24 protein-coding genes, 1 pseudogene and 1 CRISPR repeat array are annotated in these 23,973 nt (G+C 42.8%); of the genes and pseudogenes, 24 read left to right on the forward strand and 1 reads right to left on the reverse strand.

Annotated features, from left to right (window positions below; all coding sequences use genetic code 11):
- Nucleotides 1-9: 9 nt before the first annotated feature.
- From cas2 to ABUA31_RS12795, 4 genes are all read left to right on the forward strand, one after another.
- Nucleotides 10-315 carry a CRISPR-associated endonuclease Cas2 gene (cas2, locus tag ABUA31_RS12780; protein ID WP_349818282.1) on the forward strand — a complete coding sequence of 102 codons (306 nt, stop codon included), beginning with the start codon at nt 10-12 and terminating at the stop codon, nt 313-315.
- Nucleotides 312-977 carry a type II-A CRISPR-associated protein Csn2 gene (csn2, locus tag ABUA31_RS12785; protein ID WP_349818283.1) on the forward strand — a complete coding sequence of 222 codons (666 nt, stop codon included), beginning with the start codon at nt 312-314 and terminating at the stop codon, nt 975-977. The genes cas2 and csn2 overlap by 4 nt, the downstream gene beginning before the upstream one ends.
- A gap of 103 nt (nt 978-1,080) precedes the next feature.
- Nucleotides 1,081-3,220: a CRISPR direct-repeat array (repeat unit 36 nt; unit sequence GTTTGAGAGTAATGTAAATTCATAGAGGTATAAGAC).
- A gap of 90 nt (nt 3,221-3,310) precedes the next feature.
- Nucleotides 3,311-3,622, forward strand: coding sequence for a hypothetical protein (locus ABUA31_RS12790; RefSeq protein ID WP_349818284.1), 312 nt, complete (start codon nt 3,311-3,313; stop codon nt 3,620-3,622).
- Between the two features lies 1 nt (nt 3,623).
- Nucleotides 3,624-3,995, forward strand: coding sequence for a hypothetical protein (locus tag ABUA31_RS12795; protein WP_021981973.1), 372 nt, complete (start codon nt 3,624-3,626; stop codon nt 3,993-3,995).
- Nucleotides 3,996-4,018: 23 nt separating this feature from the next.
- Here the strand turns inward: ABUA31_RS12795 and ABUA31_RS12800 are convergent, their stop codons facing one another.
- Nucleotides 4,019-5,197 (reverse strand): IS110 family RNA-guided transposase, encoded by a 1,179-nt coding sequence (locus ABUA31_RS12800; RefSeq protein ID WP_349818285.1) that lies wholly within the window; start codon nt 5,195-5,197, stop codon nt 4,019-4,021.
- Between the two features lie 871 nt (nt 5,198-6,068).
- Between ABUA31_RS12800 and ABUA31_RS12805 the strand changes: the two genes are divergently transcribed.
- From ABUA31_RS12805 to ABUA31_RS12900, 20 genes and pseudogenes are all read left to right on the forward strand, one after another.
- The gene (locus tag ABUA31_RS12805; protein WP_004853874.1) at nt 6,069-6,275 is read left to right on the forward strand and encodes a YdbC family protein; all 207 of its coding nucleotides are present in this window, start codon (nt 6,069-6,071) and stop codon (nt 6,273-6,275) included.
- 26 nt (nt 6,276-6,301) lie between these two features.
- A complete protein-coding gene (locus tag ABUA31_RS12810; protein WP_118017424.1) occupies nt 6,302-6,751 on the forward strand; it encodes a YaiI/YqxD family protein in 450 nt (149 codons plus the stop codon).
- 66 nt (nt 6,752-6,817) lie between these two features.
- On the forward strand, nt 6,818-8,011 hold the full coding sequence (locus ABUA31_RS12815; protein WP_349818286.1) for a class I SAM-dependent methyltransferase: 1,194 nt from the start codon (nt 6,818-6,820) through the stop codon (nt 8,009-8,011).
- Nucleotides 8,012-8,031: 20 nt separating this feature from the next.
- On the forward strand, nt 8,032-8,442 hold the full coding sequence (locus ABUA31_RS12820; protein WP_015534796.1) for a peptide deformylase: 411 nt from the start codon (nt 8,032-8,034) through the stop codon (nt 8,440-8,442).
- An 8-nt stretch (nt 8,443-8,450) separates the two neighbouring features.
- Nucleotides 8,451-9,233: an AlkZ-related protein gene (locus ABUA31_RS12825; protein ID WP_349818287.1), complete on the forward strand. Its 783-nt coding sequence runs from the start codon at nt 8,451-8,453 to the stop codon at nt 9,231-9,233.
- Between the two features lie 166 nt (nt 9,234-9,399).
- Complete coding sequence (locus ABUA31_RS12830; protein ID WP_055273524.1) at nt 9,400-10,680, forward strand: L-aspartate oxidase; 1,281 nt, start codon at nt 9,400-9,402, stop codon at nt 10,678-10,680.
- A gap of 2 nt (nt 10,681-10,682) precedes the next feature.
- A complete protein-coding gene (nadC, locus tag ABUA31_RS12835) occupies nt 10,683-11,537 on the forward strand; it encodes a carboxylating nicotinate-nucleotide diphosphorylase (protein ID WP_055224166.1) in 855 nt (284 codons plus the stop codon).
- Nucleotide 11,538: 1 nt separating this feature from the next.
- The gene (locus ABUA31_RS12840) at nt 11,539-12,063 is read left to right on the forward strand and encodes a transcription repressor NadR (RefSeq protein ID WP_156327928.1); all 525 of its coding nucleotides are present in this window, start codon (nt 11,539-11,541) and stop codon (nt 12,061-12,063) included.
- A 25-nt stretch (nt 12,064-12,088) separates the two neighbouring features.
- Nucleotides 12,089-13,003: a quinolinate synthase NadA gene (gene nadA / locus ABUA31_RS12845; protein ID WP_015534792.1), complete on the forward strand. Its 915-nt coding sequence runs from the start codon at nt 12,089-12,091 to the stop codon at nt 13,001-13,003.
- A gap of 21 nt (nt 13,004-13,024) precedes the next feature.
- Nucleotides 13,025-13,234, forward strand: a pseudogene (locus ABUA31_RS12850) (beta-galactosidase); the annotation flags it as partial.
- A gap of 135 nt (nt 13,235-13,369) precedes the next feature.
- Nucleotides 13,370-14,242, forward strand: coding sequence for an aldose 1-epimerase family protein (locus ABUA31_RS12855; RefSeq protein WP_349818288.1), 873 nt, complete (start codon nt 13,370-13,372; stop codon nt 14,240-14,242).
- Between the two features lie 234 nt (nt 14,243-14,476).
- A complete protein-coding gene (locus ABUA31_RS12860) occupies nt 14,477-14,812 on the forward strand; it encodes a PadR family transcriptional regulator (RefSeq protein ID WP_022216808.1) in 336 nt (111 codons plus the stop codon).
- A complete protein-coding gene (locus ABUA31_RS12865; protein WP_349818289.1) occupies nt 14,790-15,383 on the forward strand; it encodes a DUF1700 domain-containing protein in 594 nt (197 codons plus the stop codon). The genes ABUA31_RS12860 and ABUA31_RS12865 overlap by 23 nt, the downstream gene beginning before the upstream one ends.
- Before the next feature lie 2 nt (nt 15,384-15,385).
- Nucleotides 15,386-16,330, forward strand: coding sequence for a DUF4097 family beta strand repeat-containing protein (locus ABUA31_RS12870; RefSeq protein WP_349818290.1), 945 nt, complete (start codon nt 15,386-15,388; stop codon nt 16,328-16,330).
- 208 nt (nt 16,331-16,538) lie between these two features.
- Nucleotides 16,539-17,720, forward strand: a complete 1,182-nt coding sequence (locus ABUA31_RS12875) for a PrsW family intramembrane metalloprotease (protein WP_349818291.1) — start codon at nt 16,539-16,541, stop codon at nt 17,718-17,720.
- 30 nt (nt 17,721-17,750) lie between these two features.
- On the forward strand, nt 17,751-19,040 hold the full coding sequence (locus ABUA31_RS12880) for a dihydroorotase (RefSeq protein WP_117874285.1): 1,290 nt from the start codon (nt 17,751-17,753) through the stop codon (nt 19,038-19,040).
- 51 nt (nt 19,041-19,091) lie between these two features.
- Entirely contained in the window at nt 19,092-19,385 is a 294-nt protein-coding gene (locus tag ABUA31_RS12885) for an acylphosphatase (protein ID WP_015534784.1), read from the forward strand.
- Nucleotides 19,386-19,411: 26 nt separating this feature from the next.
- A complete protein-coding gene (locus tag ABUA31_RS12890) occupies nt 19,412-20,344 on the forward strand; it encodes a GTP-binding protein (protein ID WP_349818292.1) in 933 nt (310 codons plus the stop codon).
- 28 nt (nt 20,345-20,372) lie between these two features.
- The gene (locus ABUA31_RS12895; protein ID WP_173794579.1) at nt 20,373-22,193 is read left to right on the forward strand and encodes a hypothetical protein; all 1,821 of its coding nucleotides are present in this window, start codon (nt 20,373-20,375) and stop codon (nt 22,191-22,193) included.
- Between the two features lie 38 nt (nt 22,194-22,231).
- On the forward strand, nt 22,232-23,971 hold the full coding sequence (locus tag ABUA31_RS12900; RefSeq protein WP_349818293.1) for a DUF4153 domain-containing protein: 1,740 nt from the start codon (nt 22,232-22,234) through the stop codon (nt 23,969-23,971).
- Nucleotides 23,972-23,973: the final 2 nt, after the last annotated feature.

The raw sequence follows: 23,973 nt of genomic DNA on the forward strand, positions 1-23,973 counted from the left end.
TATAGGTATATGAGAATTTTAGTAATGTTTGATCTTCCGACTCTGACGTCGGAAGATCGAAGAAATTATAGAAAATTTAGGAAAGATTTATTGAAAAGTGGTTTTTATATGTTGCAGGAGTCGGTGTATTGCAGGATGGTCCTTAATCAGTCGGCAGAAAACAATGTTCGAGCCGCACTTAAAAGAATGAAACCACCTTCTGGCTCAGTTATGGTTCTATCTGTTACAGAGAAACAATTTGCAAAGATTGATTACATAACGGGAAATATTAAAACGGATGTTTTGACATCTGATGATAGGATTACAATATTATGAAGATTGCGTATAGAGAATTAAAAAATGTTATAGATGTTAATACAGAAATGATAACAGGTTTGGTAATTGAGAATCCTGAATTCATGTACAAGATGTTACAGGAATTCAGGAAAGCAACAGAAGGATTGGATAGCGATATAGTTGTGTCGGACAATGAAACCCCAATCCCTGCTCAAAAAACAATAGCATATATAACTGATTTTGTTGATTTTACACTGAATCAGAAGACCTTGATATCAAAGATTATGAGCGAGTTGGATAAAAAATCTAAAAATGAATTATATTACGAAAAATCAGAGCGGTTATTAGAAACTATTGAAATGTATATAGAAAGTATTGCAGGTGATTTGCCATGTGAGATTATTTGTGAAAAGTTAAATATGTTAGCTGTTATAAAAGCTGCAGGTATAGAAATAATTGATGATTATGATACTTTGGAAGAGAGAATACTTGCATATATGGATTTATCTAGGGAGTATGAGGGTAAGAGGCTTTTTGTGTTTGTGAATCTTAGAAGTGTGGTATCATATGCCACATTACAGCTTATGATGGCTACAGCAATAACTAGGGATTATAGAGTCTTACTTATTGACAATATGGATTATAAAAAATTATCATGTGAGAGCAGGATTATAATTGATAATGATTTATGTGTGATATGATGTTATGGTTTAGAAAGAGATGTGTTGATATTTATTGTATAAGAATGTATAACAAAGATGTGGATTTACATACCAGTTGCAAGCTGGATTTTCAAAATTTGAGGTTTGAGAGTAATGTAAATTCATAGAGGTATAAGACGAGAGTTAGAAGAAGAATATAAACAGCAGTGTTTGAGAGTAATGTAAATTCATAGAGGTATAAGACCGTTTGGCTACTTTGTACGGTCACGATATGTTTGAGAGTAATGTAAATTCATAGAGGTATAAGACAAAGAGTACATATATAAGGGTGCAACAGAGGTTTGAGAGTAATGTAAATTCATAGAGGTATAAGACCATAAAAGATATTAAGGGCGCTGACAAGACGTTTGAGAGTAATGTAAATTCATAGAGGTATAAGACATGGAGTTTGATTCAAATTCAAACAATTGGGTTTGAGAGTAATGTAAATTCATAGAGGTATAAGACCATATCGTCTTTATCTATATCATACTGACCGTTTGAGAGTAATGTAAATTCATAGAGGTATAAGACGAGCATATAAACAACGTAAGGTAGCTTGGAGTTTGAGAGTAATGTAAATTCATAGAGGTATAAGACTGATGTCATATATTGTTGCCGCAGGCGGTGTTTGAGAGTAATGTAAATTCATAGAGGTATAAGACTGTTACACAGCCACGCACGAGTGCAAGATAGTTTGAGAGTAATGTAAATTCATAGAGGTATAAGACAATCCCTAGCGAGAAAGATAGGATTTGATGGTTTGAGAGTAATGTAAATTCATAGAGGTATAAGACAAGGCATACGATGACTTACTACGGCGCTGGGTTTGAGAGTAATGTAAATTCATAGAGGTATAAGACGACGATGGGAGCAGACTACTTTCCGGGTGCGTTTGAGAGTAATGTAAATTCATAGAGGTATAAGACGGTCAAGAAGTCCGAATGGATCCAGATCGTGTTTGAGAGTAATGTAAATTCATAGAGGTATAAGACCAATATTGCCCTGTCCGTCTACATCATAGGTTTGAGAGTAATGTAAATTCATAGAGGTATAAGACGGATTCTATTGGATGTATTACAACAATAAGGTTTGAGAGTAATGTAAATTCATAGAGGTATAAGACAACAACACTACAGGCTATCAGCTACACCCTGTTTGAGAGTAATGTAAATTCATAGAGGTATAAGACCAATTCTGTGAATGAAAATGTCCTTATAGATGTTTGAGAGTAATGTAAATTCATAGAGGTATAAGACAAGACAATACCGTGTGTGACACCTATCGAGGTTTGAGAGTAATGTAAATTCATAGAGGTATAAGACCCCTTGAACCCAGCAGGAGCATGATGCCCCGTTTGAGAGTAATGTAAATTCATAGAGGTATAAGACGTGTGGAGACAGTGCAGACCGCCTACACGTTTGAGAGTAATGTAAATTCATAGAGGTATAAGACAAGGCAAGAATTGAAAAGGATGATTACATTGTTTGAGAGTAATGTAAATTCATAGAGGTATAAGACAAGAAAACAATGAGTATGAAATGAGCAGTAGTTTGAGAGTAATGTAAATTCATAGAGGTATAAGACGAGCAGCTTGAAAAGAAAGTTGATAAGCATGTTTGAGAGTAATGTAAATTCATAGAGGTATAAGACTGGAAGTTCCGGCTGATTGCTGTTGACCTCGTTTGAGAGTAATGTAAATTCATAGAGGTATAAGACGGCTATAGGCTGTGGGTGGCTCAGTACGAGGTTTGAGAGTAATGTAAATTCATAGAGGTATAAGACAGCTATATATTATTATATATACATATACAAGTTTGAGAGTAATGTAAATTCATAGAGGTATAAGACGGTGATATGATATTCACTGCTGAACAGGCGTTTGAGAGTAATGTAAATTCATAGAGGTATAAGACGCAATGATTGGCAAAGAAGACAGACGAAGCGTTTGAGAGTAATGTAAATTCATAGGGGTATAAGACTGCACCAACGGTTTTTGTTATTACTTCACCGTTTGAGAGTAATGTAAATTCATAGAGGTATAAGACACACTGTGCGGACTACATTCCACATGACCGTTTGAGAGTAATGTAAATTCATAGAGGTATAAGACTGCCACTTGACAGGCATTGACAATGACACGTTTGAGAGTAGTGTAAATTCATAGAGGTATAAGACAGATAAGGTAGTAGCCTGGAGAAAGTTGCGTTTGAGAGTAGTGTAAATTCATAGAGGTATAAGACCACTTCTTTTTTATAGATTTTTCATGTTGGTTTGAGACCAGCTATGGGAAGTCAATAGAAAATACAGAGTTTTTTAAAGAAAATGGGGGATTGGATGCTTCGGATTACATTTCAATTCATTCACGAAAACACATGTATGATCCTGATACTGTATCTACACCTAAAAAAACTCAATATGGAAAGGATGTTAATGTTGGAAAATTGTGTGAAGATACTATTATGAAGCCGGATGAAGTAATTTATAATAAAGATCAAAATGTAATGATATACAAGAAAGAGTACCCTTTTAATATTAGTACGAGTGATACACCAACTGGTACACACAGAGTGTTTATTCCATTAAATACGCAAGGTAAGAAGACCATTAGAATGAGCCAATTTCCGTTGGTTGGAGGTAATTGAAATGAAATATGCAATTGAAATAGCTCTGAATAGAATTATTCCTAAAGAAATAAAATCAATCATTGCAACCCAAAGGACACTGGATATATTAATTGATGGTGTAACGGAAAACTTTGTAGTTATTCCGATGGACGAAATGTTAGAAGTATATAAAGAACAGGAAAATTTATTTGATTATGATGTCATTCCGTTTGCTATTTTAGATGATGATTATTTATGTCTATATTATCAGAATAATGGAATTTCAATTATTTATTGGAGTTCAGAAAGAGCACTAGAATCAAAGAATATGGCAATCTTTCAATTATATTCATCTTATGAAGATTTTGTAAAAGATTGCATTACAACTAAGCCTCCCCACGGGCAGGCTTAAATCCTAGTCTCACTACCAGACATTTAACAGAACTTCTTAGGTTCATAAGGTTTACTATCCCGTAACACGGCATAAATTACGGTGGTAAGGTTTCTTGCTACAGCTCCTGTGGCAGTTAAGTGATGTTTACCTTGGTCACGTTTCTTTTTGTAATATGCATTCAACGGGCTATTGTGAAAAGAGCAGGTGGTAGCCGCAAGAAAAATGGCATGTCTTAAGTAAGGTGAACCACGTTTTGACATATGGTTATGTGTGCTGTTAAATTCACCCGACTGACGTATAGTTGGATCAATGCCAGCAAAGGCAACTAATGCAGAGGAATTTTTAAATCTGCTTATATCACCGATTTCAGCAAGAATAGTAGCAGCACCAATTATGCCTATTCCCGGGATTGTATGTAAGTAACAATCAAACTGCTCATAGTATTTCATGATTTCAATATCAAGAGCTTCAATCTGCTTATCAAGAAAATTCATTCTGTCAATGAGCTGTTTTAACTGGAAAGAGAATGTATCCTGTGCTATCTTAATACCAAAGGTATCAGCTGCAGCTTCTTTGATGGAAATGGCTTTAGCTTTGGTAAGTCGGTTGTGGCTCTTATCTTTTATGATTTCAAAGAGCTCATCTATTGGTGCATTCTCAATATTCTCAGGGGTGAGGTATTTTTCAAGAATGCCCATGGATGTGCTCAGCCAAAGAGAAGAAAACTGTTTTTCATACTCTGGGAAGATCTGCTCAATAATCGTGCTGATGCGGAGTTTTATTTCGGTTCTGGAAGAAATCACAGAATCACGGTAACGGCATAACTGCCGCATAGCAAGAATGTTTTCGTCTGCCATAGAAGTGGTGGTAAACTGACCGAATCGTATCACTTCTGCAATCAGAAAAGAATCGATGGAATCGTTTTTTGTCTGCCGGATATACATCTTTCTGAGGGAATCAGACTGGATGGGATTGATTACATAGATGGTATATCCTCTGGCTTTGAGGAATGAATAAATCGGATACCAGTAATGACCTGTGGCTTCCATGCCGAAGACACAAGGGGAATTACCAATGTTTTTGAAGATAAAGTTCATAAGAGAATCTGCCCCTTTGTGTGTAGTTGCAAAACGAAGAGAATGCCCAATTTGTTTGCCTTCAGGAGAAACAATAGAAGCTTCGTGATGATTTTTTCCAATATCAATGCCTATAATGTACATAATAAAAATCCTTTCATTCATTTAGTGTAAGTAGATAGAATCCTCACTTCAATGCGGGTTACAATCTGGTTAGATATACGAAGTACAGCACAAATGCTGTCAACATCCAGCTAATACGCAAAATCCTGCAAAGCAGAGGGAGCAGTCTCAATGAACGAAGTCACAAGTGCTTCAAGAGTGGTGACGCACACCTCTATCTATTACAGGATAATTGTGAAATAGGAATAAAAGAAAAGCAATAGATAGAAAAAGACTGCTTTGATTCCTATGTGTTTAGCATACCAGAGTAGTGTAAATTCATAGAGGTATAAGACCTCATACTCTTTGAACTTTTTCAGATATTCGTTTGAGAGTAGTGTAAATTCATAGAGGTATAAGACTGTTAAGCAAATGGTTAACGCTTTAGGTATGTTTGAGAGTAGTGTAAATTCATAGAGGTATAAGACTATCACGGCTACAAAGAGCAACATTATCATGTTTGAGAGTAGTGTAAATTCATAGAGGTATAAGACTTTGCTCCTGTAAAAAAGGTTTCATTTTCCGTTTGAGAGTAATGTAAATTCATAGAGATATAAGACTCTACTTTTTGATCCACCTACCAGTTCAGTGTTTGAGAGTAATGTAAATTCATAGAGGTATAAAACTTACATATGTCTGCATTATATGAGTGGTTGTCAAAGATGAAGTCAATGGACATGATAGATCAAGAATTGTTTTCTTCGCTCCAATAATTGTAATCCCACGTCTCTGAGGATATAGCATCATTGAAAAGCCTCATAAAAACAGATATAATGATTAACAACGGCCCATCACATCAAACAAAGAGTTGTGACGGGCTTTATCTTTAAAGGATAAAGGAGATACATAAAAAATGGCAGATTTTAAATACGAAATAGTGGAGCACATAGGAGTGATCTCGGAAAGTGCAAAGGGATGGACTAAGGAACTTAATAAGATATCGTGGAACGGTGGCACACCAAAGTATGATATCAGAGAGTGGGCACCGGAGCATGAGAAGATGGGTAAGGGTGTGACACTTACAGAAGAGGAGGCGTCTAAATTAAAGTCGTTGCTGTAGAGACAGCACGAGAAAGGACTAGGTCAATGAAGATATTTGTTGATGCTGACGCGTGTCCGGTGGTTGATATAGTTGAAGACATAGCAACAAAATATAACATCCCGGTAACGCTTCTCTGCGATACGAACCATGTCCTCACATCTGATTACAGTGAGGTTATCGTGGTTGGGGCCGGGGCGGATGCCGTGGATTACAAGCTGATAAGCATTTGTCACAGGGGCGACATAGTGGTTACGCAGGATTATGGCGTGGCGGCGATGGCGCTTGGCAAAGGTGCGTATGCAATTCATCAGTCGGGCAAATGGTATACGGATGAGAACATCGATCAGATGCTTATGGAGAGACACCTGAACAAGAAGGCGCGGAGGGCGTCAAGCCGGAATCATATCAAAGGGCCGAGGAAGAGGACAGAAGAGGATGACCAGAGATTTGCGGAGTCTTTTGAGAAGCTGCTGCGAAAGGCAAATAATCTGTAGATACATATGAAGGTGTTGAGGGATTCGAACCCTCACCACCAATGAACCGGAAGAGGTCAGATTTTAATGGATGATAAAAATACAAACAGAACAATAGAATACTACAACACACATGCTGACAGATATTCCGAGATAACCAGAAATGCAGACATGTCGGACATATACAAGCGCTTTGAGGAACATCTCAAGCCGGGCAGCAGGATTCTTGATCTTGGCTGCGGCAGTGGCCGTGACAGCAAATATTTTCTGGACAAGGGATACAAGGTTGTGTCTCTGGACGCGTCTGAGGCGATGTGCAGGAAAACTCAGGAGCTGACGGGAAAAGCGGCTGTACATATGCGCATTGAGGACATGAATTATGAGAATGAATTTGACGCTGTGTGGGCATGTGCTTCGCTGCTCCATGTTGCCAAGAGCGATATGCACAAGATCCTTGAGAAGGCTATGAAGGCGCTAAGAGTCGGCGGGGTATTGTATGCTTCGTGGAAGTACGGCAAGAGTGAACGGACGCGGGATGATGGAAGGACATTTGCCAATTATACTGAGGCCCGGGTTTGCGATATGGTGGCGTTGGTTTCAGGCGCATCGCTTGAGGATGTATGGACGAGTCAGGATGTCAGGCTTGACAGGATAGGTCAGGGACATTTGTGGGTAAATGTTCTGGTGAAGAAGACCAGAGTTGTCATAACTGAGAAGGAATTTCTGAACATTTTCTGGAAGCAATACCAGATCATTGAGAAGGATGTCAGGATCAGTTCGGAGTATGTGGACATTCACAAGAGCAACTTCCCGACATTTTCAAGCAGATACATAAATATGTTTCTGAACATCTGCAGCAATATTGATTCTCTGATTGAGATATATTGCAAGATGGTAGAGGAGGACGATTACAGGAAGAAGTACAATATACATGACAGGCTTACTCCTGTGCTTAGGAAATTCCCGGCTATCAGGCTTGACGCAGTGAGGACGATAGACACATTTGAAGATATCGAGTTGAAGCCGTTCAGCGCATTTGTGGATGGCAGGATCGCGGATTGGTGGAATGACTATAACCTGGTAAAACATGCCAGAAGCGAGAAGAATGAGAAGACAGGGAAGTACAATTTCCAGAGCGCAAATCAGAAGAATGTGCTGACTGCCCTGGCTGCGTATTTTATCGTGTGCAACCGCATATACGAGGAGATATGCGAGATCTCGGCGACGCCGAAGAAGCTGCTCAAGTCGAAATTATTCCTGTACGTGAAGAATGGTGAGTAGATAAGGAAAGGTAATAGACCATGGTAAAACAGATAGTAAGAGATCAGATGTTTCTCAGCCAGAAGTCATCTCCGATGACGACTATGGATGCGGGGATCATAGCAGATATGCAGGACACATTAGCGGCAAATCAGGCGAGGTGCGTCGGCATGGCGGGCAACATGATCGGATATAAGAAGAGGATAATCATCGTCAGTATGGGATTTGCCAATGTTGTCATGCTGAATCCGGTACTCCTGTCAAAGTCGGGGGCTTACGAGACAGAAGAGGGATGTCTGTCTCTGGACGGCACGAGAAAGGTGACAAGGTATAGAGACATAGAAGTAGAGTTTCAGGATGCATCATTTGCAAAAAAGCGTATGAAGTTCAACGGATATATAGCCCAGATAGTGCTCCATGAGATGGATCACCTTGAGGGGCGAATAATTTAGGAGAGTTTATGGAATCAAAAGACGGAACATGGATCATGTATGGAGTTTCGGAGGATGATCCGGAGTGCCTGCACACGGTGGACGAACTTATCGGATATATAGAGGAAGTGGGATTTCTTCCTCTTTTCCGCAATGAGATACCTGGATTTTCGGTGGAAGAGCGAACCACGGAGAAGTATTGGTGGAGTGAAGACCCGCAGAGGGATCCTTGGGTGTGGCGTGAGATCATAGCCAGAAGAGGCGATATCGCATACGGCAAATTTTTCCACAATAAGGCGGGATTTATCTCAAAGAAATGGTTCCCCTATTTTGCAAATTATAGAAGAGCTGGATATGATTTCGATGCCAGATGGGATGATGAGCTTGCATCATTCAGGCAGAAGAAGATCATGGATCTGTTCATGGATGACCGGATAGACGAGGAGAGCGATGCGGAATTTGCAGCAGAAAAGCTGGATAGTATGTACAATACAGAACTTTTTTCATTCGATATAAAGAAGCTTGCCGGATTTGGCAAGGGCGGAGAGAAAGGCTTTGAGGGTACGATGACACAGCTCCAGATGCAGACATACCTGTGCGCATGTGACTTCAGAAAACGGTTGAACAAGAAGGGCGCGGAATACGGATGGAATGTGGCTGTGTATTCCATGCCGGAGAAGCTGTGGGGATATGACCACGTGACGTCCGCATATGGTGAGAGCCCTGAGGAATCGTGGGAGAGGATAATGAAGCATATGGATGATATCTACCCGATTGCCACAGAGAAACAGATAAAGAAAGTCTTAAAGTAGAGACGGTGTACATGCACTTACATTAATTCAAAACTCTAATTCAAAACTTTACATCAAAACTTTACACATAACATTACATGTATCTTTACATATGTGTTTACATATGTTATGTTTATATGCAAGTCAGGTTATAAAGAATAATATGATGCTTACTTGAAGAGGAGAAATGATGAACACTGTATATGATGTTATTATTGTGGGAACTGGCGCTGCAGGTTTGTTCTGTGCGTTGAATTTTCCAGAGACAAAAAAGGTCTGTATTATCACAAAAAGGCGGGCTGATGAGTCCGACTCTTTTTTGGCCCAGGGCGGCATATGTATGCTGCGGGGTGAGGAAGATTACGAAGATTATTTTGAAGACACCATGAGAGCCGGCCATTATGAGAACAATAAAAAGACAGTCGATCTTATGATCAGATCATCGAATCTTGTTATCAGAGAATTGATAAGGCTTGGAGTCAGATTTGAGAGAGATGAGAGCGGAAAGCTTGCCTTCACCAAGGAGGGAGCTCACAGCCAGCCAAGAATATTGTTCCACGAGGACATTACCGGCAAAGAGATTACATCCACTTTGCTGGAGTGCGCAAAGGAGAAATCTAATATCGAGATATATGAGTATACGACTATGCTCGACATCATCTGCAATGACAATGCCTGTGGTGGAGTGGTTATAGCTGATGAGGCGAAGAATATAAGCATACTTAGATCCAACAACGTTGTATTGGCGTGTGGTGGAATCGGAGGCATATATAAGAACTCAACGAATTTTGCCCATATAACAGGTGATGCCATAGCAATTGCCTTAAAACATGGTGTAGAGGTAGAGAATCTGAATTATGTGCAGATCCACCCGACAACACTGTTTAGCCGGAATAAGGGAAGAAGATTTTTGATATCTGAATCTGTGAGAGGCGAAGGCGCATGGCTTCTTAACAAGGCGGGCGAAAGGTTTACAGATGAACTGCAGCCTCGTGATGTAGTCAGCCATGCAATATGGAAACAGATGGCGATAGATGGAACGGAGCATGTGTGGGAAGATCTGAGACCGCTTGGAAGAGATGTGATCCTGCAGCATTTTCCACATATATACAAGCAGTGCAAGGATGAAGGATATGATGTGCTTGTTGAACCGATACCGGTTGTGCCGGCTCAGCATTACCACATGGGCGGAGTGAAGGCAGATCTCGCCGGAAGGACTTCCATGGAAGGATTGTACGCGGTAGGAGAAGCCGGATGTAATGGAGTGCATGGCAGAAACAGACTGGCAAGCAATTCATTACTTGAGTCGCTTGTATTTGCACAGAGGGCAGCAGATGATATCATGTTCAGCAGAGAGCACAGAGGCTGTGGAGAAGACAACATAGATCTGTCTGAATATGAAGATATAGATGGTTTGTTTAGAGAATATAAGAATATAGTTTTGACAGAAACGGAAAGAAGAGGCTGAGAATGAATCAGATAACAATGAAATTGAATGCGGACAAGCTTATAATGATGGCTTTACAGGAGGATATCACAAGTGAGGATGTATCCACAAATGCGGTGATGCCAAAGGCACAGAAAGGAAAAGTAGACCTAATATGCAAGCAGGATGGAATCATTGCAGGACTTGATGTATATGCAAGAGTATTTACCCTCTTAGATGACAGCACTGAGGTTGAGTTCTTCTGCAAAGATGGCGATGAGGTGAAGGTTGGACAGCTTATGGGAATTGTGACTGGTGATATCAGGGTTCTTCTCTCTGGCGAGAGGGTTGCGCTTAATTATCTCCAGCGTATGAGTGGTATAGCTACGTATACCCATGAGGTTGCAGAACTTCTTAAAGGAAGCAAGACTACTCTGCTGGATACCAGAAAGACCACACCTAATTGCCGTATATTTGAGAAGTATGCAGTCAGAGTCGGCGGAGGCAGCAATCACAGATACAATTTGTCGGATGGAGTATTGCTTAAGGATAATCATATAGGCGCTGCGGGAAGTATAACCAATGCAGTGAGAATGGCAAAGGAGTATGCACCATTTGTCCGCAAGATAGAGGTTGAAGTTGAGACACTGGATCAGGTAAAAGAGGCTGTTGAAGCGGGAGCCGATATCATTATGCTTGACAATATGACAACGGATCAGATGAGGGCTGCGATTGATTTGATCGATGGACGTGCGGAGACAGAATGTTCAGGCAATGTTACAAAAGAGAACATAGAGAGCCTGATATCATTGGGAGTGGATTATATATCAAGCGGTGCGCTTACACACAGCTCACCTATAATGGATATATCGATGAAAAATCTTCATGCGGAGGGATAAAGTGAAGGCAAAAGAGAGAAGGGAAAGGATACTTGACATTGTGAAGAATTCAGATGTCCCTGTTCCGGCAAATAAGCTTGCGTCAGAATTTGAAGTCAGCAGACAGATAATAGTGCAGGATATTGCAGTGATCAGGGCGGCTGATGATGGCATAATTGCAACTAACAGGGGTTATATATACAAGAATGAATCAAAATGTCAGAGAGAGTTTAAAGTAAAACACGGTTATGACAGGACTGAGGAAGAACTCACGATCATAGTTGATTATGGCGGTGTTGTAAAGAATGTAAGTATAAGTCATACGGTGTACAATCGTGTTACTGCAAAGATGAATATTGCTTCCAGATACGACGTGGCAAAATTTATGAAAAAATTGGAAAACAGCCAGTCGTCCCTGCTTGGAAATGCTACGAACGGATATCATTACCATCTGATAGAGGCTCCAAGTGAAGAGATCCTGGACAACATAGAGCAGAAGCTCGATGAGACAGGCTTCCTTGTTCCGTGGCAGGAGTGGGAGAAATAATACAAAATGATTTGGAGAGAATAAAATGACGATAAAAGAGATACAGGAAGAGATAATCAGACTGAAGAAAGAGAAAGATTTCTGCATACTGGCACATGCTTATCAGGGACATGAGATTCTTGAAGTTGCAGATTATATGGGAGATTCATATGGACTTAGCGTAGAGGCGAGCAAGGATTCCCGCAAAAATATAATAATGTGTGGTGTGCGTTTTATGGCGGAGACATGTAAGATATTGTCCCCTGATAAGAATGTGTACCTGCCTAATCCTGAAGCCGGATGTCCGATGGCTGAGCAGATGAACCTTGAAACGCTGGATGAGATGAAGAAGAAGTATCCGGGATATGCGGTTGTCGCCTATATAAATACGACATCTGAATTGAAAACTGCCTGTGATGTATGTGTGACATCCTCATCAGCAGTGCAGATCTGCAGCAAGCTTGATAATGACAAGATTCTTTTTATTCCAGATCCGAATCTTGGAAACTATGTTCAAAAGCAGATGCCGGAAAAGGAATTTGCATTTTTTAACGGCGGATGTCCTAGACATCTTGCGGTTACCCTAGATGATGCTTTGAAGGCAAAAGAGTTACATCCACATGCGGAACTTCTTGTCCATCCTGAGTGCAGGCCGGATGTAGTTGCAGAGGCTGATTATGTAGGTTCAACCACAGGAATTATGGCATATGCCAGAAAGTCAGAGAAAAAAGAATTTATCATCGGTACAGAGCACAGTATTGTGGAGCATCTTCAGTATGAGTGCCCTGACAAAATGTTCTATCCAATTTCTTCAAAGCTGATGTGCCATAATATGAAACTTACTACCCTGGTTGACATATTGAATGTATTAAAGGGCACAGGTGGCGAAGAGATAGTCCTTTCTGATGAGGTGATGGAGGGAGCTTCCCGCTGCATTAACAGAATGATCGCGCTTGGATAACGATTTGCGGATTATTATCCAGAGCAGTGGGACATATCCATGATCGATGAGGATATGGACAATATCGTAGAGCTTGGATGCAATGTCATCCGTATAGCGGAGTTTGCATGGCATATCATGGAAAAAACGGAGGGGCAGTATGACTTTTCGTTCTTCGATTATGTCATCAGCAAGGCAAAGGAGAAGGGGCTTCATGTGATACTTGGAACCCCGACAGCGACTATTGCTTAATTATATAAAATACGGTTGCTTATTAGTTCATTAAGCGACCGTATTTTTTTGTACCTGTGTTATAATGTTATAAAAGTGTATAATATTATTTGCAAATTATGATCAGCCAGACTGGCTGGAGTATAGGAGGACATGATGGGTATTGTTGAATTAAAAAATGATAAGATCGCTATAAAGGTGAATACTCACGGCGCTGAGCTTGTGAGCCTGAAGAGTATCGAGACAGACAGAGAATACATGTGGTGCGGTGATGCTGAGTATTGGGGAAGAGTTTCTCCTGTGCTGTTTCCATTTGTGGGAAAGCTTGAAGGACAGCGTTACAGACATAACGGGGTGGTTTATGAGAATATACCTCAGCACGGATTTGCAAGGGACAGCGAGTTTGTAGTGGCTGGCCAGACTGGTGATACACTGCTGTTTGTGCTTGAGAAGAATGATACATGGCAGAAGAGCTATCCGTTTGATTTCAGTCTTTGTATAGGATACAGACTTGAAGGTTCATCTGTACATGTTATGTGGACCGTTGTGAATGAGGGAACTGACACGATTCATTTTTCTATCGGTGCCCATCCTGCATTTGCGTGTGAGGGAGGCATCGGCGGTTATTCTCTGGATATGCACACAGGTAGGAACGAGATTGAATGTGGTCTTTTGACAGCAAATGGAGTTCTTGGAGATAGAACAGTTACGCACAGACTGACAGATGGAGTCTTAAAGCTGCGTGATGAGATGTTTGATGAGGATGCCCTGATCATGGATGGTAAGGGTATAAATACGATTACATTAAGGAACTCATCTGATGCGCCGGTTTTGCAGTTGAGATTTGATGTGCCGCAGATAGGCATATGGTCTCCTGCAAAGAAACATGCGCCATTTGTCTGCATAGAGCCTTGGTTTGGCAGGTGTGACCGCGAGGGATATGACGGAGATCTGGCGGACCGTGAGTATTCAAACAGTCTTGAGGCTGGCCATTCGTTCAGCAAGGAGTATGTCATCGACATACTATAATGGAAAACATATCATGTGTCAGATTAAGATATAGCAGAATATAATTTGTAAGCAGGGCGGGACATCCCATTGGTGAGATGTCCCGCCCTGTTTGTTATGTTTCATATACATTAATGTAAAATCTATGTAAAAGGTGCCTGACCCCATTGTTGTTCCTTTTTGTAGAGTGCTGAAAATACTACTTGACATATGATACTATGCGACGTATAGTATACTGCGTAAGGAGGTATAGCGATGGATATACAATTGAAGAGAGGGATGCTCGACGTGTGTGTGCTTGCGGCCATCAAGGACGAGGATTCCTATGGATATCAGATCATCAAAGATATGAAGCCGTATGTGACGATATCAGAGTCCACACTCTATCCTATCCTCAGAAGACTTGAGGCGGGAGCGCTGCTCACGGTTCATTCCGTGGAGCACAACGGAAGACTCAGAAAGTATTATCATATTACGGATGCCGGAAGAGCCAGGATAGAAGAGTTCAAGGAAGAGTGGAAGGAACTGGAATCCATATACAGATTTATTGTGAAGGAGGAAGTCAGAGATGAACAAACAGGAATATCTTGAGTCGATAAGAAGCAGGATCAGTGCGATGCCGGCTGATGATGTGAACAGGTTTATGGATTACTATAGCGAGATGATAGATGACCGCGTGGAGGACGGCCTTTCCGAGGAGGAGGCTGTGGCAGATATGGGATCACCTGATGCAGCAGTGGAGCAGATACTTGAAGATATGCCGCTTACAAAGCTTGTGAAGGAGAAGATCAAGCCGAAGCACGAGCTCAAGGCATGGGAGGTTGTACTCATAGTTCTGGGCTCTCCGGTGTGGATACCGCTTCTCATGACGGCGGCGGTATTGCTGCTGACACTTTGGATAGTTGCATTTGCACTTCTCATATCATTCTATGCGGTGGTGCTCAGCTTTGTGGTGGCGGGAATCGGCGGATTGATATGTACCATACCTCTGTTCGTGGCCCACAGCCCTTACACAGCAGTTCTCATGCTCGGAGCAGCACTCATAGGAGTTGGTATAGCGATATTGTTTGTTGTATCGGTTAAGCCTGTTACGGTTGGTATATTTAAGGTCTGCAAGGCCAGTGTGAATGGAATAAAGAGAATGTTTGTAAAGGAGAAATAGTCATGAGTAGAACAAAGAAAGCTGTTATTGTTGCATCGGTCATGATCGTGGCAGGCATTATCACTGTGATCTCAGCACTTGCTGTAAATGGATTCAGATGGCCGAATGTGACAGTTAATCTGGCCCACATGACATCGGAGCCGGTGAACTACGTAAAGAAGACTGTTGATATAAAAGATAAATTCACTGCAATTGATGTAAAAAGCGCATCAGATGTGGATGTTGCCGTGAAGAAGGCGAGTGGAGATACAAGTTATGTGGAGTATTATGACAGTGAGAATCTGACGCATCATGTAGATATATCAGATGGTGTGCTCAGGATAACCGCAGACGACAGCAGGAACGCAGCATTTAACATTTCCATTGGTGTGTACTCTGGAGCATGGCCGTCCGTGACGGTGTATCTGGCTGGTACGGAGTACGATGATCTGAAGATTGTGACCAGCAGTGGTGACGTGGATATGGAATATTATCTGGCAATAGGCAATATCGATATAGAGGCCGCCAGCGGCGATGTGATCGTAAATGGTGCAAATGCAGATGCTCTGACGGTGGCGACCAGCAGTGGTGACATTAAGCTTGACAGTGTATCGTCAAAGGATACAAGAATATCAGCAAACAGTGGTGACGTCAGTCTTGGTGATGTGGTGATGGATAATATTGATCTGAAGACCTCCAGTGGCAATATCACATCTGGCAGTATAAAGGCAAAATGTATAAACGGTCGTGCGTCAAGTGGTGACGTAATGATTAGAGACTGTGATGCTTCTGAGATCAATGTCGTGACAACCAGTGGTGATGTATCGATCGGTATTGGTTCAGAAATGAAGTATGAATACAATACAAAGACATCCAGCGGTGATGTAAATGTACCGGACTCGGTTGAGGAAGCAGATGGAAAGTGCAATATCGAGACTAGTAGCGGAGATATTGATGTCACACAGTAAGTCGTAACTGAATACATTTGAAAATTGGTTCAAGGCAGGTCTTCTGAAATGGAATGACCTGCCTTGAGTTGTATTTAGGCTAAATTAAAGTTAATTAATGAAATAAAATGTCGGTAAAGGCCTCTGCTTATTGTGGATTCACGCTAAAAATGGTATCTTTAATATGTATATATATTTATACGGAAGAAAATATCAGGGAGAGTAAAGGATGAGTGCATTTGCATTGAGACTTGCAGTATTACCTTCGGTGTTACTGCTGTTATTTGTAGTCAGAAGAAATAAGAATAGCAGGGATCCAATGAGCCTGCTAGTATGGCTTGCGGTTCTGGGAGCTGTCAGCACGATACCGGCAGTAGTCGTGGAGCTGGTTGGGGGCGTATTGTTATACTATATGGGATTGGAATCCGGAACGGCGGTTTATGAGCTGGTCAACTGCTTCTTTATAGTGGCGATGATCGAGGAACTGGGCAAATTCCTTGGAATGTTAATACTTACATGGAAAAATAAGAACTTTGACCACAGCTATGACGGCGTTATATATGGCGTGTGCTCGTCGCTCGGATTTGCAACACTGGAGAATATCCTGTATGTATTCCAGGGTGGAATAGGACTCGGAATCCTGAGGGCTGTGACAGCAATCCCACTTCACTGCTCATGCGGCGTTATCATGGGATATTTCTACTCAAAGGCGAGAGAGAATGCGAACAAGGGCGAGGGTGCCGCAGGCAATATGCTGATAGCGTATTTTAGCACCATGGGAATACACGGACTGTATGATTTTGTGCTGTCGATTGATGACACCAGCGTGATCCTGTGCATACTGGTTCTGATCCTGTCTGTGGTTTTGATGTTCCTGCTCATATCCCATGCGGCAAAGAACGATCATATCATAGCGGTAAATCCTATATGGGTGAATCCGTATAACTTCAGATATATACCTATGTGTGGATATAATCAGCCAAATATGTACGGACAGAACATGCAGTACAATCAGCCAAATGTATATGGCAAGCGGCAGAACACCTTCCAGCCAAATGCATACGGCCAGACGGATCAGTACAATAATCAGCAGAGTGGCTATGGCCGGCAGCCTCGATATGGTCAGCAGAGTGGCTATGGCCAGCAGCCTCGGTATGGTCAGCAGAATGGTTACGGTCAGCGGCCGGGGCAGTACAACCAGCCGGGCAGCTATACTCAACAGCCAGGACAGTACAATCAGCCGTCAAGTGGCTATGGTCAGCCACAGCGGTACGATCAGCAGAATGGCTACAGCCAGCAGACCCAGTATGGCCGGCAGTCACAGCAGAATAATCAGTATAGCGGCTACGGTCAGCAGCCACATTACGGTCAGTCATCACAGTATGATCCGCAGAACACATACAGACAGTAATAAAATATTTATATAGAGGAGAACAGGCAAATGTTATTGATAAAGAATGGAAGAGTCATTGATCCGGTCACCCATACAGACGAGGTCATGGATGTGCTCATCGACGGCAATCATATAGTTAAGACAGGATACGATCTGGAGGCAGAGGGTGCGGAGGTCATCGATGCAGATGGACTTGTAGTTGCACCGGGACTGGTAGACACACATGTACACTTCCGTGATCCGGGATTTACGTACAAGGAAGACATCGAGACAGGTGCCGCCGCCGCTGCAAGAGGAGGCTTCACGATGGTGGTATGTATGGCGAATACAAAGCCGGCGGTGGATAACCTTGAGACTCTCAAGTATATACAGGATAAAGGTGCAAAGACCGGAATACATGTAGTTCAGACAGCCACAGTCACAAAGGGCCTTGCTGGCAAGGAACTCGTGGACATGGACAGTCTTGCGGCTGCAGGTGCAGCAGGATTTACCGATGACGGAATCCCAATCATGGATGAGAAGCTTCTTCTTGAGGCTATGGAGAAGGCAAGGGATCTTGATCTTCCGGTGAGTCTTCATGAAGAGGATCCGCTGTTCATTGTACAGCCGGGAGTGAATCAGGGAAAAGTATCAGAAAAGCTTGGATACGGCGGTGCATCCCGCACAGCGGAGGATATTATGGTTGCAAGGGACTGCGTCCTTGCACTTCACACAGGTGCATCAGTGTGCATACAGCATATAAGCTCAGGCAATTCCGTGGATATAGTGAGAACTGCAAAGAAGCTTGGAGCGGACGTACATGCGGAGGCAACTCCACATCATTTCACCCTTATAGAGGATGCTGTGCTGAAGTACGGAACCATGGCGCGTATGAATCCTCCACTCAGAACCGAGAAAGACAGAAGACAGATCATAGAGGGAATACAGGATGGCACAATAGATATGATAGTGACGGATCACGCCCCGCACAGCAGTGAGGAGAAGGCGAGACCGCTTGACAAGGCGCCAAGTGGAATAACAGGGCTTGAGACATCTCTTGCCCTTGGAATATATTCCCTTGTACAGCCTGGATATATCTCACTCATGAAGCTCATGGAACTAATGAGCAGGAATCCTGCAGAATTTTACCGCATGGAACCGGGCAAGATAGCAGAGGGAGCTCCTGCGGATATAGTCATATTTGGCGAGAATGAGCAGTGGACAGTGAACAGCTTTGCGTCAAAGGCATCCAACAGTCCATTTGCCGGATGGACTCTCCCGGGAAGGGTTCACTATACAATCTGTGGTGGAAATATCGTGTATGACGCAGAAAAGTACGATGCTGAACATGATGTGTAAGATGCGGGCAGCAGGATATAAAATGTAAGATATGAGAAGATCATAACAGAGATGGGACATATAGATATGGACAAGATAAGACGACATTATACATTCAGAGGAAGAGTGCAGGGAGTTGGCTTCAGATACAGGGCGAGCTATGCTGCATCCATGTACGGAGTCACCGGCTGGGTGTGCAACAGATATGATGATTCTGTTGAGATGGAGGCTCAGGGGCTGCCTGAGGCTATAGACAAGGTGATAGCAGTTCTCAGAAATGACAGATATATATTTATAGAGGATATGGATGTCAGGGAGATACCTCTGGAGAATGACAGCGGATTTCATGTGAGATCAAGCTGGTAACGCGCGTAGATAAGGAGAGTGGACATATGGTAAAGATAGATTTGATAACGGGCTTTCTGGGCTCAGGCAAGACGACATTTATTAAGAAGTATGTGAGCTACCTTGTTGGCAAAGGATATAATGTCGGAATCCTTGAAAATGATTATGGTGCAGTCAACGTGGACATGATGCTTCTTCAGGATGTGATTGGCGAGAACTGTCATGCTGAGATGGTGGCAGGTGGCTGCGGCGAGGACTGTCACAAGAGAAGGTTCAAGACAAAGCTCATAGCGATGGGGATGAGCGGCTATGACAGAGTCATTGTTGAACCGTCCGGAATATTTGATGTGGATGAATTCTTTGACGTCCTCCACGAGGAGCCACTTGACAGATGGTATGAGGTGGGAAGCATCATTTCCATAGTCGATGCCGGACTTGACCGGGATATGAGCAGACAGTCCAGATATGTGCTTGCGTCTGAGGTTGCGAACTGTGGAACTCTGGTGATGAGCAAGGTTCAGGATGCATCGGAGGATGAGAAGAGGAGCACAATAGAATATATCAATGAAGTGCTCACCGAATTTCAGTGTAAGCGTCAGTTCGGCGATGATGTTCTGGAGAAGAACTGGGATGATTTCACGGACGATGACTTTGAAGGTTTTATGTCAACCGGATACAAATTAAACGACTATGTAAAATTATGGTTCAAACAAAGTGATGTGTTTAACTCGGTATATATCATGAATAAGGTCATGCCTCAGGAGCGGCTTGAGACGATAGTCAGGGATATATTTGCGGATAAGGAATGCGGAGATGTCTTTAGAATCAAGGGTTTTCTCCCTGTAAATGACACCGGATGGATAGAGCTCAACGCCACGGTAAAAAAGACCGAGGTGAGACCTATAGAGAACGGGCAGGAGATCATAATTGTGATCGGTTCGAATTTGGTGGAGGACAAAATAAAACGGTACTTTGAGTAAAGAGGCTGATGGACAGGAGCGGATTTTCATGACAGACAGGGCTAAGAAATTGAACAGAGAAGAGAAGCTTCAACTTCAGGCTGAAAAGCTGAAAGAACAGGCACAGATAGATCTTGAGGGATACGTTATGTGTCGTTCTGCACTCAGGGCGACCAGAACGGATCTTCATGAGGAGTCGGAACGGTATGACAGACTTAGGGAAGAATATGAAGAGCTGAAGAACAGACGCGCACCGTACAAGGTGCTGTTCTATAAACGCAGAAGGATCAGAAAGTGTAAAAAGCACATAAAGGAGCTGGGAAGGGCAAAGAAACGTCTGCGCAAACAGATGAAAGAACACCGTGAGGGTGTCAGACGAAGAACTGTTACCAACACATTTGCATTTGTTGCAGCGCTTGCGATGTTCGCCATGATGGCGTGGAGGATATGGCAGCTCGCACAGGGTGTGTACTATATGGCATTTTACAGAAATGGTGAGGCCCTTGAGATAACGGCTGTTGCTGTGCTCAGGCAGCTCCTGCTTGTGGCGTGCATCGTATATGGCCTGGTAGTTGTATGGCAATCCCTGCAGGTGTGGGGAATGAAGCGGGAAGGCTGGAATGGTGTAATAAGAATTAAGGTGAAACAGAAGGCCTACTGGATTATGATGATAGGCGTACCACTTCAGATAGTAAGTCATGGAGATATGCTGACAAATGCCATGATGCTCATAACGATTATCAGTCAGATGGTCATGGCGGCACTTTTGTCGACAGTCCAGTCGAGAAGGATACTTGTGAAGATATTTGCATGGTGTTATGTCGGGGGAATCTGCGTGATATGGCTGTATGGCGGAGTGTACTGCAGAAACTTCGAGATATCGGGAAATGATTCCGGAACCAGCACCTATGCGGTTGACAACAAGTCGAATTTTTTGCAGATATGGGAGATGTCGACTGAACCGGAATTCTATCATATGGGTATGTATGCCCAGAACAGGGATACCGATTATGGCATGATGATCATTCCGGGACTTGCGTATGCTGATACGATAGGCAGTGAGTCGAGGAAGATAGAGAACTGCACGTCCATGACGCCACAGGGGCTGGCAGTTACGAAGGAGTATACATTTGTCAGTGCTTACTGCAAGACGAAGAAACACAAATCTGTGATATTTGTTCTTGATACACAGACCGGGCAATATATTAAAACACTGGTTCTCAAGGACACGACACATGCCGGAGGACTTGCGTATGATACGAAGAATAATGTGCTGTGGGTTTCCTCGTATATGATCGATGAGGATGAGGACAGGAGCAGGAAGGCATCCATATCATGTCTTACGCTGGACTCCATAGAGAAATACGATGTGGCTCAGGGAAAGCCGATAAAATACAGGAACACATGTAGCGTCATGTTCCCTGCAACGTCATTTATCACGATATATGACGGACATATATATGCGGGCTACTGGCGAAAGGATAAGAACAGCTACAGCATGGCAGCCAGCTACGAGATCGTAAATGGCGGCACCGCCATATCCTCGGAGGAGGACGAGGCTTTCTATATACCAGGAAGGGTGCAGGGGCTTCAGGTGTACAAAAATGAGATAATATTCTCTATATCCTATGGTATAGATGAATCCAGGATAGAGGTATACGATACAGATACAGGCAAGCTGTCCAGTGTGAATTACGGAACAGAGACACCGAGACAGGTGGTTAAGCTTCCGCAGAAGCTGGAGCAGATATATTCGTATAATGGCAAATTATACTGCCTGTTCGAGTCTGCAAGTTTTGCCTACAGGCTGACAGCACCGGTGTGTATGGACAGGATCGTGGGGCTTGATGAGATGGCACTTGTAGAGTAGCTCAAAGTGGTTCAAGGTGAAAAAATGGAGGGTTTGGGATGAACGAACAGAATATTAACAATGGAATGAATGGAGGCCCGGGGATGCCCCCGCCGCCACCGCAAGGGTATATGAACATGAATGGAGGCCCGGGGATGCCCCCGCCACCACCGCAAGGGTATATGAACATGAATGGAGGCCCGGGGATGCCCCCGCCGCCACCTCAGGGTTATATGAACATGAATGCCAGACCGCCGCAGAGGAGAAATCCTGCGGTGTCTCCGAACAGATTCAGGATGTTTGGTATTCCGGTACTGGTATATGCGATCATATGTGCGGCATGTCTGTACAGCAACTGGTCGAGTATATTGTCGGCTGTGCTTTCGATAGTATCAATAGTGTTTATCAGTACATGCATGGTACGATATGAGAAGAACATTGGTGCAGACCGTGAGGCCATGACCACTGGAGCTGCGTTGTCGAAACAGAGTATACTGATCCCATATTATATTCTTGTGTTCATGATGTCGGTTGCCCTGAGTCTCACAGACGAGGGATATATCATATTTGGATGTAATGTGGGAATAATCGTTACAGAGATGTATGCGGTTATGACATACTTCAATGACACTGAAAAGCATGGGATATTCAAGGGAATATTCTCATTTTTCGAGATGTTCTTTGGATCGATAGGGTATGTAAACATGCCATTTGCCGATAGAAAGGCGGAGCGTGAGATAACCGGCAAAAAGAGAAATTCCAAGCTGATGTACATACTTCTTGGATGTGTGATAGCACTTCCGATACTGGTGATCGTGCTCAATCTGCTGTCTTCGGCAGATCCTGTGTTTGCAAAGGTCATAAAGGACATATTTGGCAAACTGTTCTTCTCGTGGGATATAGTGAAGATAGTTCTGTTTGCCGCTGTGATATTCCTGTTTGTATATGGATTTATTGTCAAGGCGGGCCGCAGAGATCTCGGTGCAAATGCTCCGAAGGAGGGGCAGTACAATGCAGTGACAGGTATAACTATAACGATAGTGCTCACAGCGTTCTATCTGATATTTGCCGTTGTTCAGATAGTGTATCTGTTCATGAACAGCGCAGGACTTCCGGACGATATGACATACGCAGAGTATGCAAGACAGGGCTTCTTCCAGCTGCTCTTTGTAGCGGTTGTAAATGTGTGTATGGTGCTGATATTTAGTGCTATATTCAGAAAGAGTCTGGTGCTCAACGTGTCACTGCTCATGATGTGCATATGTACATATATAATGATTGCCTCATCAGCTGTGAGGCTGTCCATGTACATTGCGGAATATGATCTTACATACCTCAGAATAAATACCATATGGGCGCTGATAGTCACGTCTATAGTGATGCTCGGTGTTATCATAAGCCTGTTCTGGAGAAATATGCCGCTGTTTAGATACATATTTATGACGGTTTTGGTGATGTTCACGCTGTATGCATTTATCAGACCTGGCGCAGTGATAACGAGGTACAATATCAGTCAGGCGCACAGTGGAAAGAAGATAGATCTTGAGTATGTGATGGATATAGGTAATGACGGAGTTCCATATCTGATCGATTATTTCAGGACAAAAGACATTACGCCCGAAATGGTCATGGAGGAAGTGATGTCGAAATATAGCGAGGACACCTACTACTGGAGAGACGACACGGTGGGAGAGAGGCTTGAGAAGATGCTTGAGGAGAATGATGACAAGGGCTATATCAGAAGCTTTAACTTCTCCAGATACAGAGCTTCAAAGACTATAGAGGATTATATAAAGTAGTG

Origin of the sequence: Coprococcus sp. RTP31081st1_H1_RTP31081_211007, assembly GCF_040227275.1 — a bacterium.
Classification (GTDB): domain Bacteria; phylum Bacillota; class Clostridia; order Lachnospirales; family Lachnospiraceae; genus Coprococcus; species Coprococcus aceti.

Bases quoted from the DNA above. Each gene is read 5' to 3' on its own strand.
- ABUA31_RS12825 (WP_349818287.1), top strand. From the start codon at position 8,451: ATGGAATCAAAAGACGGAACATGGATCATGTATGGAGTTTCGGAGGAT.
- ABUA31_RS12855 (WP_349818288.1), top strand. From the start codon at position 13,370: ATGGGTATTGTTGAATTAAAAAATGATAAGATCGCTATAAAGGTGAAT.
- cas2 (WP_349818282.1), top strand. From the start codon at position 10: ATGAGAATTTTAGTAATGTTTGATCTTCCGACTCTGACGTCGGAAGAT.
- nadC (WP_055224166.1), top strand. From the start codon at position 10,683: ATGAATCAGATAACAATGAAATTGAATGCGGACAAGCTTATAATGATG.
- ABUA31_RS12895 (WP_173794579.1), top strand. From the start codon at position 20,373: ATGACAGACAGGGCTAAGAAATTGAACAGAGAAGAGAAGCTTCAACTT.
- ABUA31_RS12900 (WP_349818293.1), top strand. From the start codon at position 22,232: ATGAACGAACAGAATATTAACAATGGAATGAATGGAGGCCCGGGGATG.
- ABUA31_RS12820 (WP_015534796.1), top strand. From the start codon at position 8,032: ATGGTAAAACAGATAGTAAGAGATCAGATGTTTCTCAGCCAGAAGTCA.
- ABUA31_RS12875 (WP_349818291.1), top strand. From the start codon at position 16,539: ATGAGTGCATTTGCATTGAGACTTGCAGTATTACCTTCGGTGTTACTG.
- nadA (WP_015534792.1), top strand. From the start codon at position 12,089: ATGACGATAAAAGAGATACAGGAAGAGATAATCAGACTGAAGAAAGAG.
- ABUA31_RS12880 (WP_117874285.1), top strand. From the start codon at position 17,751: ATGTTATTGATAAAGAATGGAAGAGTCATTGATCCGGTCACCCATACA.
- ABUA31_RS12815 (WP_349818286.1), top strand. From the start codon at position 6,818: ATGGATGATAAAAATACAAACAGAACAATAGAATACTACAACACACAT.
- ABUA31_RS12805 (WP_004853874.1), top strand. From the start codon at position 6,069: ATGGCAGATTTTAAATACGAAATAGTGGAGCACATAGGAGTGATCTCG.
- ABUA31_RS12870 (WP_349818290.1), top strand. From the start codon at position 15,386: ATGAGTAGAACAAAGAAAGCTGTTATTGTTGCATCGGTCATGATCGTG.
- ABUA31_RS12830 (WP_055273524.1), top strand. From the start codon at position 9,400: ATGATGAACACTGTATATGATGTTATTATTGTGGGAACTGGCGCTGCA.
- ABUA31_RS12810 (WP_118017424.1), top strand. From the start codon at position 6,302: ATGAAGATATTTGTTGATGCTGACGCGTGTCCGGTGGTTGATATAGTT.
- ABUA31_RS12865 (WP_349818289.1), top strand. From the start codon at position 14,790: ATGAACAAACAGGAATATCTTGAGTCGATAAGAAGCAGGATCAGTGCG.
- ABUA31_RS12890 (WP_349818292.1), top strand. From the start codon at position 19,412: ATGGTAAAGATAGATTTGATAACGGGCTTTCTGGGCTCAGGCAAGACG.
- csn2 (WP_349818283.1), top strand. From the start codon at position 312: ATGAAGATTGCGTATAGAGAATTAAAAAATGTTATAGATGTTAATACA.
- ABUA31_RS12795 (WP_021981973.1), top strand. From the start codon at position 3,624: ATGAAATATGCAATTGAAATAGCTCTGAATAGAATTATTCCTAAAGAA.
- ABUA31_RS12800 (WP_349818285.1), bottom strand. From the start codon at position 5,197: ATGTACATTATAGGCATTGATATTGGAAAAAATCATCACGAAGCTTCT.
- ABUA31_RS12860 (WP_022216808.1), top strand. From the start codon at position 14,477: ATGGATATACAATTGAAGAGAGGGATGCTCGACGTGTGTGTGCTTGCG.
- ABUA31_RS12885 (WP_015534784.1), top strand. From the start codon at position 19,092: ATGGGACATATAGATATGGACAAGATAAGACGACATTATACATTCAGA.